This is a genomic window from Roseomonas sp. TS2, from assembly GCF_058833935.1.
In genome coordinates this window covers 26644-37564 of the sequence record NZ_JCACVY010000022.1, presented here as the reverse complement: position 1 = coordinate 37564, position 10921 = coordinate 26644, and the positions used below count along the sequence as shown (strand labels likewise).

Here is a 10921-nt window from a genome sequence, read left to right as displayed (position 1 = left end):
CGGCGCCGTCCTTCAGCAGCAGCACCTTGTCCACGCCCTGCACCAGGGCCGGGCGGTGGGAGACCAGTACCACCGTGGTGCCCTGGGCCTTCAGCGCATCGAGCGCGCGCTGCAGGGCGGCCTCGGAATCGCCGTCGAGGTTGGAGTTGGGCTCGTCCAGCACCACCAGCTTGGGCCGGCCGAACAGCGCGCGGGCGAGGCCGATCATCTGCCGCTGGCCGCCCGAGAGATGCTGGCCGCCCTCGCCGATCTCGGTGTCGTAGCCGGCGGGCAGGCGCAGGATCATCTCGTGGCAGCCGGCCATCTTGGCGGCCTCGAACACCGCGTCGGGCGTGGCGTCGCCCATGCGGGCGATGTTGCTCAGCACCGAGCCGTCGAACAGCTCCACATCCTGCGGCAGGTAGCCGACATGGCGGCCAAAATCCTCGCGCTGCCAGGTGTAGACATCGGCGCCGTCGAGCCGGACATTGCCGGCATTGGGCTGCAGCGTGCCGATCAGCAGGCGGATCAGCGTGGTCTTGCCGGCGGCGGAGGGGCCGATCACGGCCAGGCTCTCGCCCGGCTGGAGCGCGAAGTTGACGCCCTTGATGATGGCCACCGCCATGCCCGGCATGCCGTAGGAGACGCGCTCGACCGAGAGGCGGCCGACCGGCTCGGGCAGCGGCAGGCCGGGCGGGCGGATGCGCGGCAGGGCCAGGAAGGCGGAGAGGCGCTTCAGCGCCTGGCGCGCCTGCACCAGCCCCTTCCAGCCGCCGATCAGCTGCTCCACCGGCGCGAGCGCGCGGCCCATGATGATCGAGCCGGCGATCGAGGCGCCCGAGGTGAGCTGCTGCTGCAGCACGAGATAGGCGCCGACGCCGAGGATGGCGAGCTGCACGGCGAGGCGGAAGAACTTGGTGGCCGAGAGCAGCACGGCGGCGCGGTCGGCCGCCTTCTCCTGCGGCACCACGGTGTCCGCCACGGCCTGGCGCCAGCGGCGCATCACCGAGGAGGTCATGCCCATGCTGTCGATCACCTCGGCGTTGCGGGCGATCGCGTCGGCACGGCGCTGGCCGGCCATGCTGGCGGTGTTGGCCTCGCGCAGCAGGGCGGAGGTGGTCAGCTCGTTCACCAGGGTCAGGATGAACAGCAGCACCGCGCCGCCGAGGGCGATGAAGCCCATCACCGGGTGCAGCATGAAGATGGCGGCCAGGTAGATCGGCACCCACGGCACGTCATAGAGCGCCAGCGCCCCGGGCGAGCCGAGCCAGGAGCGGCAGAAGCCCAGGTCGCGCAGCGCCTCCATGCGGTAGGGGCGGCCGCGGAGCTGGGATTCCAGCGCGCGCTCGAAGCCCTCCGGCGCCACGCGGGCCTCGATCCAGGCGGCGCTGCGCTGCATGATGCGGCTGCGCACCGCCTCCAGCAGCGCCAGCAGCAGCAGGGCCAGGATGGCGATGAGGCTGAGGAACAGCAGGGTGTCGATGCTGCGGGTGGCCAGCACCCGGTCGAACACCTGCATCATGTAGATGGAGACGGTCAGCTGCAGCAGGTTCACCATGCCGCTGAACAGGCCGACGGCGATGAATTCCTTGCGGCAGGCGGCGATGGCGCGCGAGAGCGGCGTGACCGGGGCGGCGCCGGGGCGGGGGGCGAGGGCCATGGCGCTCAGCCCTGCCCCTGCGGGAAGGGCAGCGCGGGAAGGTGCAGGCCGAAGGCCAGGGCCACCCAGGCCAGCGCGGCGAACAGCAGCAGCCCCGCCAGCACCGCGGCCACCAGGGTCAGGAAGCCCGGCGGCGGCCGCTGCCCGGCCAGCGCCTCGCGCGCCGCCTCGGCGCGGAGCCGCTCCAGGTGGTTGTGCAGGTGGCGGTAGGCCCAGTCCTGCATCAGCCGCTCGGCCTCGGCGCGGCGGGCGGGGGCGGCCTCGGCGGAGGGCGCGGTGCCGGATTCGACCGCCAGCGCATAGCCGAGCAGGGCAGGCAGCCTGTCCTCGCCGGCGGCGGGGCGGAAGCCTTCGGGAAGGCCGGAGGCGGGGCTCTCGGTCTGGTCGGCGGAATCCGCCTGGGCGGCCGACTCTGGCCGAATGCGCTGGGGCGCGGACATGTCCGGCTGGTACTCCAACATAAAAAAACGCGGCTTGGCAGTGTGCCGCAAGTGGACGCACCTTACCGTGATGCGCGCTGCGAGGCACGCATCAATCCATCATCTGTTTCATTCCTCATTTTACTGTAAAGCTGAAGTTGCAGCCGGCGCCATGCTCTCCGGCGCCGGCGGCGCCGGTATGGCGAGATAGGCGATCCGCTTGGCCTCCTGCCGCCCGCGCGTCACCGTCTCCAGCACCAGCCCGACGGCCAGGGAGAGGAAGGACAGCAGCAGGAAGGCCACCGAGGCCAGGAAGGTGGGCAGGCGCGGCACCAGCCCGCTCTCCAGGTAGGTGGAGAAGACCGGCAGGAAGAAGCCGAGCGAGGCCAGGAAGAGCAGCCCCCCCAGCCCGCCGAAGAAGGGCAGCGGCCGCTCCCGCTGCAGCAGGCCGAGGATGGTGCCGAGGATGCGCCAGCCGTCGCGCAGCGTCCGCAGCTTGGAGGCCGAGCCGGCAGGCCGGGCGGCGTAGGCCGTTACCATCTCGCCCACCGGCATGCGCAGCTCCAGCGCGTGGACGGTGAACTCCGTCTCCGTCTCGAAGCCGGTGGCCAGGGCGGGGAAGGATTTGACGAAGCGGCGCGAGAACACCCGGTAGCCGGAGAGCATGTCGCTGACGCGGCGGCCGAAGACCAGCCCCACCAGCCCGGTGAGCAGCCGGTTGCCGAGCTGGTGGCCCGGCCGGTAGGCCGCCGTCTCGTGGCTGACGCGCAGCCCCGTCACCATGTCCAGCTGCCGCTCGCGCAGCAGGCGGATCATGGCGGGCGCGGCGGTGGGGTCGTAGGTGCCGTCGCCATCGACCAGCACATAGATGTCGGCCTCGATGTCGGCGAACATGCGGCGCACCACATGCCCCTTGCCCTGCAGCGTCTCGCTGCCGACCTGCGCGCCCGCCGCGCGGGCCACCTCCCGCGTCGCGTCGCTGGAATTGTTGTCATAGACATAGACGCAGGCCTGCGGCAGCGTCCGGCGGAAGCCGGCCACCACGCCGCCGATCGCCACGGCCTCGTTGTGGCAGGGCACCAGAACCGCGATGCGCGGCGCCGGGGCGGCGGGAAGGGTGGCGTCTCTGGACATCGGGGCGTTTCCGCAAAGCCCATCGCAGATGGGGCGGCTCAGGCGCCGCGGAAGACAAAGCGGCGGCTCAACAGGAAATTCCCCGTCATGCCGGCGAGCGACCCGGCAGCCACCGCCACCACCGGATGCGCCGCGGCCAGCGGCCACAGCGCCACGAGGGTGGCGTAGGTGCCGTAATTCGCCACGAAGCCCGCCAGGTTCACCAGCAGGAACAGCGCCCATTGCCGCGCCGCGCCGGCGCGCCCGGCGGGGCGGCCGGCGGCGCGGAAGGTCCAGGCGCGGTTCAGCGCCCAGTTGCCGCTGGCCGCCGCCAGGTAGGAGAGCACCCGCCCGCCATACAGCCCGGCGCCCAGCCACAGTGCCAGGTAGAGCGTGGCGGTATCGACGATGAAGCCGATGACGCCGACGACGCCGAAGCGCAGCGCCTGCCCGAGCAGCGCGCCATGCCGGGACCGGGCCTGCCGGAGGCGTCGGGTGAGGGCGGGAAGCATGTGGCGCGGGATAGGCCGGCCCGCTCCGCCTGCCAAGAGTTGGCCGGCGGCGCCGCTTCCGCACATCGCCTCTTGCACAGGAGCGGGGCCTCGGCTTCCCTTCGCGCACAGGATGGGCCGAACCCTCCGGGGAGACCGAAAGACATGTATCGACGCCACTTGCTGGGCGCCACCGCGGGCCTCGCCGCCGCCACCGCGCTGCCGCGCTTCGCCATCGGGCAGGGAACCGGCGGCAGTGCCGCGCGGGTGCTGAAGTTCGTGCCCCAGGCCGACCTGGCCGTGGCCGACCCGATCATCACCACCGCCTATGTGACGCGGAACCACAGCTACCTGATCTGGGACACGCTGTACGGCTTCGACGAGGACTACAAGCCGCAGCCGCAGATGGTGCAGGGCCATGTCGTCGAGGAGAATGGCCGCCGCGTCACCATGACGCTGCGCGACGGGCTGAAATTCCACGATGGCGAGCCGGTGCGGGCGCGCGACTGCGTGGCCTCGATCCAGCGCTGGGCGAAGCGCGACGCGCTGGGCCAGGTGATGATGACGGTGGTGGACGAGCTCTCCGCCCCCGACGACAAGACCATCCTGTTCCGCCTGAAGCAGCCCTTCCCGCTGCTGTTCGAGGCGCTGGGCAAGCCCTCCACGCCGGTCTGCTTCATGATGCCCGAGCGGCTGGCCAAGACCGACGCCACCACGGCGGTGAAGGAGATGATCGGCTCCGGCCCGTTCCGCTTCAAGCCGGATGAGCGGGTGCCGGGCGCGCGCGTCGTCTATGAGCGATTCGCCGACTACGTGCCGCGCGCCGACGGCCCGGTGAGTTGGACGGCCGGCCCGAAGAAGGTGAATTTCGACCGCATCGAATGGCATGTGATGCCGGATGCGGCGACCGCCGCCAACGCCCTGCAGAACGGCGAGGTGGATTGGTGGGAGCAGCCGCCGGGCGACCTGCAGGCGCTGCTGCGCCGCAACCGCAACGTCAACCTGGAGATCCAGGACCCGACGGGCCTGATGGGCATGGCGCGGTTCAACCACCTGCACCCGCCCTTCAACAACCCGGCCATCCGCCGCGCGCTGCTCGGCGCCGTCAGCCAGGCCGATTTCATGACGGCGGTGATCGGCACCGATAAGAGCCTGTGGCGCGAGGGGGTGGGCGTCTTCCCGCCGGACACGCCGCTGGCCACCGATGCCGGCATGGAGGTGCTGACCAGCCGCCGCGACTACGACAAGGTGAAGGCCGACCTCGCCGCCGCCGGCTACAAGGGCGAGAAGGTGGTGCTGATCGCCGCCTCGGACTTCCCCTCGCTCAACGCGCTGGCGCAGGTCGGCCACGACATGCTGAAGAAGTGCGGGCTGAACGTCGAGTTCGTCTCGACCGACTGGGGCAGCGTGGTGCAGCGCCGCGCCAGCAAGGAGCCGCCGGAGAAGGGCGGTTGGAGCATGTTCTTCACCTTCTGGGCCGGGGTGGACATGTTCAACCCTGGCGTGCAGCAGGCGCTGCGCGGCAACGGCCAGTCCGCCTGGTTCGGCTGGCCCACCGCGCCGCGGCTGGAGGAGCTGCGCAATGCCTGGTTCGAGGCGCCCGACCTCGAGGCGCAGAAGGCCATCGCGCGCGATATCCAGCTCCAGGCCTTCCAGGACGTGCCCTATCTGCCCTGCGGCCAGTATTTCCAGGCCTGGGCCTATCGCCGCAACCTGACGGGTGTGCTGAAGGGCTTGCCCATGTTCTGGAACGTGCAGCGCAACGCCTGAGCACAATTTGGCTTTGCGCCGGAAAGGCCCCGAGCGGGGCCTTTTTGCGTTTTTGTGGCCTTTTCGCGGCAAGGGCGCTTGCAGCCACCGCCGCCGCCTGTTCCACTCGCGAAGGGGAGAGCGCGGGGTTGGGGGAAGCCCGGCCCTGCGTTGAAGAGGCGGAGGCATTGCGCCATCCCGCCCGGCCGGCCATGCGCCGGCGCTGCCAGCACGCAGGAGGAGAGGGCGCCACGCGCCCGAAGCCCGAGGGGGATGGCAATGACGGAAATGTCTCGCAGGAACATGCTGGGGGCCGGTGCGGCCCTGGCGGGCATGGCGCTGGCGCGCCCCGGCCTGGCGCAGGGCGTGGCGGCGCGTACGCTGCGCGTGGTGCCGCAGGCCAACCTCACCAGCCTGGACCCGTTCTGGACCACCGCCGTGGTGACGCTGAACCATGGCTACCTGGTCTATGACACCCTGACCGCCGTCGATTCCCGCAACCAGCCGCGGCCGCAGATGGCGGAAGGCTGGGTGGTGGAGGATGACGGGCGTAGCTGGACCTTCACCCTGCGGCCCGGCCTGAAGTTCCACGACGGCGAGGCGGTGCGGGCGAAGGATTGCGTCGCCTCCATCACCCGCTGGGCGCGGCGCGACGCCTTCGGCCAGGTGCTGTGGATGTCGCTTGACGAGCTCTCCGCGCTCGACGACCGGCGGCTGCGCTTCCGGTTGAAGCAGCCCTTCCCGTATCTTGCCCTCGCCCTGGGCAAGAGCCCGTCCCCCGCCTTCATCATGCCCGAGCGGTTGGGGCAGGTGGACGCCTTCACCCAGATCCGCGAGGCGATCGGCTCCGGCCCCTACCGCTTCCTGGCGGATGAATGGAACCCGGGGCAGAAATCGGTGTGGGAGAAGTTCGCCGGCTACGTGCCGCGCGACGACGCGCCGGATGGGCTCGCCGGCGCCAAGCGGCCGCTGCTGGACCGCGTGGAATGGACCGTGATCAGCGACCCGGCCGTCGCCTCCAGCGCCATGCTGACCGGCGAGCAGGATTACTGGGAATATCCGCTGCACGACCTGCTGCCGCTCCTGAAGCGCAACCGCGACGTGGTGGTGGAGCAGCGGCTGAGCGAGGGCACCTATGGCTGCCTGCGGCTGAACCACCTGCACCCGCCCTTCGACAATCCCGCCATCCGCCGCGCCGTGGCCATGGCGGTGGACCAGCGCGACTACCTGCGCGCCGTGGCGGGCGAGGCGCCCGAGGCCTGGGGCGAGTGCCCCGGCGTGTTCACCTGCGGCTCGGCGCTGGAGACCGAGCAGGGCAGCGAGGTCCTCAAGACGCGCAACCTGGAGCGCGCGCAGGCCGCCCTGAAGGAAGCCGGCTATGCCGGCGAGAAGGTGGTGCTGCTAGCGCCAGGCGATTACCCGCAGATCAACGCGCTGTCGCTCGTCACCGCCGACCTGCTGCGGCGGCTCGGCATGAATGTCGAATTTGTTTCAGTGGATTGGGGGACGTTGGTGCAACGGCGCGCGAACCGCGAACCGGTCGAGAAGGGGGGCTGGAGCGTGTTCCACACCACCTCGCTCGGCACCTCCTTGAACCTTCCGCCGATCCATCTGATGCTCCGTGCCAATGGAAAGGATGCATGGTTCGGCTGGCCGGACGATCCGGAGATCGAGCGGCTGCGCGCCGCGTGGCTCCGCGCGGGCGACCCGGCCGAGGCGAAGCGGATCGGTGATGCGCTGAATGAGCGGGCGATGCAGACCATCCCCTACGTCCCGCTCGGCTATTACTGGCAGCCCTCCGCCTGGCGCCGGACCCTTCGCGGCGTGCAGCGCTCGCCCTCCACCGTGTTCTGGAACATCGAGAAGGCCTAGCCGCGCCGGACCGGCGCGTTCCGGCCCGGATGGCACCGGCTTGGATGGCACAAAACATGCTGGCCCGCCGCCAGCATCTCCCGGGCACAGGGCCGGGGGTCGGCGGGCCGGCAAACGGCCGGAACGGCCAAATGCTGGAAGACGAAGGATCATGACGATGGAACGCAGGTCTTTCCTGAAGCTCGCGGCGGGGGCGGGCGGCGCCACGGCGCTGGGCGGCGGCCTTGCCGCGCCGGCGCTGGCGCAGGGGGCGGGCGCGCGCACGCTGCGCTTCGTGCCGCAGGCGAATCTCGCCAATTTCGACCCCATCTGGGGCACGCAGTATGTCGTCCGCAACGCCGCCATGCTGGTGTGGGACACGCTCTACGGCTTCGATTCCAAGCTGCAGCCGCAGCGCCAGATGGTGGAGAGCGAGGAGGTCTCGGCCGACGGCCTGACCTGGACCTTCAAGCTGCGCTCCGGCCTGAAGTTCCACGATGGCGAGCCGGTGCTGGCCAAGGACGCGGTGGCGAGCATGGCCCGCTGGGCGGTGCGCGACCCGATGGGGCAGATGATCCGCGCCATCCAGAACGAGCTGGTGGCGGTGGACGACCGCACCTTCCGCTGGTCGCTGAAGCAGCCCTACCCGAAGATGCTGCTGGCACTGGCGAAGAACAACTCGCCCTGCAGCTTCGTCATGCCCGAGCGCATCGCGAAGACCGATCCGTTCCAGCAGATCACCGAGTATGTCGGCTCCGGCCCCTTCCGCTTCGTGAAGGACGAGTGGGTGCCGGGCGCCAAGGCATCCTTCGCCAAATTCGATGGCTATGTGCCGCGCGAAGAGGCAGCCGACTGGATGGCCGGCGGCAAGCGCGTGATGGTGGACAAGGTGGAGTGGGTCATCATGCCCGATCCGGCCACCGCCTCCTCCGCGCTGCAGAATGGCGAGGTGGACTGGTGGGAGAACCCCATCGCCGACCTGGTGCCGCTGCTGAAGCGCAACCGCAACGTCAATGTCGACATCGCCGATCCGCTGGGCAATGTCGGCAGCTTCCGCATGAACCACCTGCACGCGCCGTTCAACGACCCGCGCGCCCGCCGCGCCGTCATGATGGCGCTGAGCCAGGAGGACTACATGCGCGCGCTCGTGGGCGACAACCCCGAGCTGTGGAAGTCCATGCCCTCCTTCTTCACCCCCGGCACGCCGCTCTACACCGAGGTGGGCGGCGACATCCTGAAGGGCAAGCGCGACTACGAGGGCGCCAAGAAGCTGCTGAAGGAGGCCGGCTATGACGGCCAGCCCATCACCATCCTGGTGGCGCAGGACCAGCCGATCACCAAGGCCTTCGGCGATGTCAGCGCCGACCTGCTGAAGCGGATCGGCATGAATGTCGATTTCGTCGCCACCGACTGGGGCACGGTGGGCAGCCGCCGCGCCATGAAGAACCCGCCCGGCCAGGGTGGCTGGCACATCTTCCACACCTGGCATGCCGGCGCCGACTGCATCAACCCGGCCGCCTACACGGCGATCCGCGCCAATGGCGATGGCGCCTGGTTCGGCTGGCCGAAGAGTGAAGCCATCGAGGCGGCGCGCGATGCGTGGTTCGCCGCCCCCGACATGACCGCGGAGAAGGCCGCGATCGACAAGCTGAACAAGGAAGCCATGGATTTCGGGCTCTACGCCCCGACCGGCTTCTTCCTCTCTTACCAGGCCTGGCGGAAGAACGTGTCCGGCGTCGTGAAGGCGCCGATCCCGTTCTTCTGGGGCGTCACCAAGAGCTGATCGAAAAGCATGTTCGCCTACATCGTCCGACGTGTCCTGGCGACGATCCCCGTGATGGCGATCGTGGCCCTGTTTGTCTTCAGCCTGCTCTACATCGCCCCCGGCGATCCGGCGGCGGTCATCGCGGGTGACCAGGCCACGCCGGCCGATGTGGAGCGGATCCGCGCCAGCCTCGGCCTCGACCGCCCCTTCCTGGTGCGGTTCGGGGAGTGGGTGTTCCGCATCCTGCGGGGCGACCTCGGCGTCTCCATCTTCACCAACCTGCCGGTGACGCGGATGATCGCCCAGCGCATCGAGCCGACGCTCTCGCTGATGGTGGTGACGCTGTTCCTCGCCATCAGCATCGCCGTGCCGATGGGCGTGGTCGCCGCCTGGAAGGCCGGCTCCTGGATCGACCGCGCGGTGATGGCCTTCGCCGTGCTGGGCTTCTCGGTGCCGGTCTTCGTGGTGGGCTACCTGCTGGCCTACTACTTCGCGCTGGAGCTGGACTGGTTCCCGGTGCAGGGCTACACCCCCTTCGCGGAGGGGCTGGGGCCGTGGCTGTCCAACCTCGTGCTGCCCTCCGTGGCGCTGGGCGGCGTCTATATCGCGCTGATCGCCCGCATCACCCGCGCCACCATGCTCGAGGTGCTGCAGCAGGACTATATCCGCACGGCGCGCGCCAAGGGCGCGGGGCAGGGCACCATGCTGTTCGTGCATGCCCTGAAGAACGCCGCCGTGCCGATCGTCACGGTCATCGGCATCGGCGTCGCGCTGCTGATCGGCGGCGCGGTGGTGACGGAGAGCGTCTTTGCTATCCCCGGCCTCGGCCGGCTGACGGTGGACGCCATCCTGCGCCGCGACTACCCGGTGATCCAGGGCGTGATCCTGCTGTTCAGCTTCGTCTACGTGCTGGTCAACCTCCTCATTGACCTGAGCTACACCCTGTTCGACCCGAGGATCCGGTATTGAGCACCACCATCCTGCCCCCGGGCGCCGTGTCGCGTCGGGACGTCGCCGCGGCGGCGCCCACGCCGGACGTCATGCAGCCGAAGCAGCCGCGCAAGGGCTTCCTCGGCTACCTGATGCGCCACCCCACCATCGCCTTCGGCGGCGCGCTGCTGCTGCTGATGATCGGCGTCGCCGTCTTCGCCCCCTTCCTGTGGACGAAGGACCCGACCGCGCTGGCGCCGGTCATGCGCACGCGCGACCCCTCGGCCGCCCACTGGTTCGGCACCGACATGCTGGGGCGCGACGTCTATTCCCGCGTGCTCTACGGCACCCGCGTCTCGCTGATCGTGGGCTTCGGCGTGGCCTTCTTCGCCTCGGTCATCGGTCTGTTCATCGGCCTCGTCTCCGGCTTCGTCCGCTGGGCCGACAGCATCATCATGCGCGTCATGGACGGGCTGATGTCGATCCCCTCCATCCTGCTCGCCATCGCGCTGATGGCGCTGACGCGCGGCTCGGTCGGCAACGTCATCCTGGCCATCACGGTGGCCGAGATCCCGCGCGTCTCGCGCCTGGTGCGCGGCGTGGTGCTTTCGCTTCGCGAGCAGCCCTATGTGGATGCGGCGGTGGCCTGCGGCACCCGCACGCCGGTCATCATCTGGCGCCACATCCTGCCCAACACCCTGGCGCCGATGACGGTGCAGGCCACCTATATCTGCGCCAGCGCCATGATCACAGAGGCCATCCTCTCCTTCATCGGCGCGGGCACGCCGCCCATCATCCCCTCCTGGGGGAACATCATGGCCGAGGGCCGGGCGCTGTGGCAGGTGAAGCCCTACATCGTGTTCTTCCCCGCCATCTTCCTTTCCATCACCGTGCTGGCGGTGAACCTGCTGGGCGACGGCCTGCGGGATTCGCTCGATCCGCGCGCGGCGAAGCGGGTGTAACG

9 protein-coding genes are annotated in these 10921 nt (G+C 69.9%); 5 read left to right on the top strand and 4 right to left on the bottom strand.

Annotated elements, in window-relative coordinates:
* From ACZJYS_RS06485 to ACZJYS_RS06470, 4 genes are all read right to left on the bottom strand, one after another.
* Positions 1-1639, bottom strand: a 1639-nt coding sequence (locus ACZJYS_RS06485; RefSeq protein WP_493176584.1) for a type I secretion system permease/ATPase, incomplete at its 3' end; no start/stop codon positions are given.
* Between the two features lie 5 nt (positions 1640-1644).
* Positions 1645-2079 (bottom strand): hypothetical protein, encoded by a 435-nt coding sequence (locus tag ACZJYS_RS06480; protein ID WP_379634050.1) that lies wholly within the window; start codon positions 2077-2079, stop codon positions 1645-1647.
* A 120-nt stretch (positions 2080-2199) separates the two neighbouring features.
* Positions 2200-3192, bottom strand: coding sequence for a glycosyltransferase (locus ACZJYS_RS06475; RefSeq protein ID WP_493176582.1), 993 nt, complete (start codon positions 3190-3192; stop codon positions 2200-2202).
* Positions 3193-3230: 38 nt separating this feature from the next.
* The gene (locus tag ACZJYS_RS06470; RefSeq protein ID WP_379648732.1) at positions 3231-3683 is read right to left on the bottom strand and encodes a GtrA family protein; all 453 of its coding nucleotides are present in this window, start codon (positions 3681-3683) and stop codon (positions 3231-3233) included.
* A gap of 144 nt (positions 3684-3827) precedes the next feature.
* On the opposite strand from ACZJYS_RS06470, the gene ACZJYS_RS06465 reads away from it, so the two are divergent.
* From ACZJYS_RS06465 to ACZJYS_RS06445, 5 genes are all read left to right on the top strand, one after another.
* Positions 3828-5432, top strand: coding sequence for an ABC transporter substrate-binding protein (locus ACZJYS_RS06465; RefSeq protein WP_379634054.1), 1605 nt, complete (start codon positions 3828-3830; stop codon positions 5430-5432).
* Between the two features lie 267 nt (positions 5433-5699).
* The gene (locus ACZJYS_RS06460) at positions 5700-7283 is read left to right on the top strand and encodes an ABC transporter substrate-binding protein (protein ID WP_493176579.1); all 1584 of its coding nucleotides are present in this window, start codon (positions 5700-5702) and stop codon (positions 7281-7283) included.
* Between the two features lie 157 nt (positions 7284-7440).
* Positions 7441-9045, top strand: coding sequence for an ABC transporter substrate-binding protein (locus ACZJYS_RS06455; RefSeq protein WP_109517765.1), 1605 nt, complete (start codon positions 7441-7443; stop codon positions 9043-9045).
* Positions 9046-9054: 9 nt separating this feature from the next.
* A complete protein-coding gene (locus ACZJYS_RS06450) occupies positions 9055-9996 on the top strand; it encodes an ABC transporter permease (protein ID WP_109517709.1) in 942 nt (313 codons plus the stop codon).
* Positions 9993-10919, top strand: a complete 927-nt coding sequence (locus ACZJYS_RS06445) for an ABC transporter permease (protein WP_219929758.1) — start codon at positions 9993-9995, stop codon at positions 10917-10919. Before ACZJYS_RS06450 ends, ACZJYS_RS06445 begins: the two co-directional genes overlap by 4 nt.
* Positions 10920-10921 lie beyond the last annotated feature (2 nt).

What these genes read in the sequence shown, in the direction of transcription:
- ACZJYS_RS06475 (WP_493176582.1), bottom strand. Translation starts at nt 3,192, where the DNA reads ATGTCCAGAGACGCCACCCTTCCCGCCGCCCCGGCGCCGCGCATCGCG.
- ACZJYS_RS06450 (WP_109517709.1), top strand. Translation starts at nt 9,055, where the DNA reads ATGTTCGCCTACATCGTCCGACGTGTCCTGGCGACGATCCCCGTGATG.
- ACZJYS_RS06480 (WP_379634050.1), bottom strand. Translation starts at nt 2,079, where the DNA reads ATGTCCGCGCCCCAGCGCATTCGGCCAGAGTCGGCCGCCCAGGCGGAT.
- ACZJYS_RS06460 (WP_493176579.1), top strand. Translation starts at nt 5,700, where the DNA reads ATGTCTCGCAGGAACATGCTGGGGGCCGGTGCGGCCCTGGCGGGCATG.
- ACZJYS_RS06470 (WP_379648732.1), bottom strand. Translation starts at nt 3,683, where the DNA reads ATGCTTCCCGCCCTCACCCGACGCCTCCGGCAGGCCCGGTCCCGGCAT.
- ACZJYS_RS06465 (WP_379634054.1), top strand. Translation starts at nt 3,828, where the DNA reads ATGTATCGACGCCACTTGCTGGGCGCCACCGCGGGCCTCGCCGCCGCC.
- ACZJYS_RS06455 (WP_109517765.1), top strand. Translation starts at nt 7,441, where the DNA reads ATGGAACGCAGGTCTTTCCTGAAGCTCGCGGCGGGGGCGGGCGGCGCC.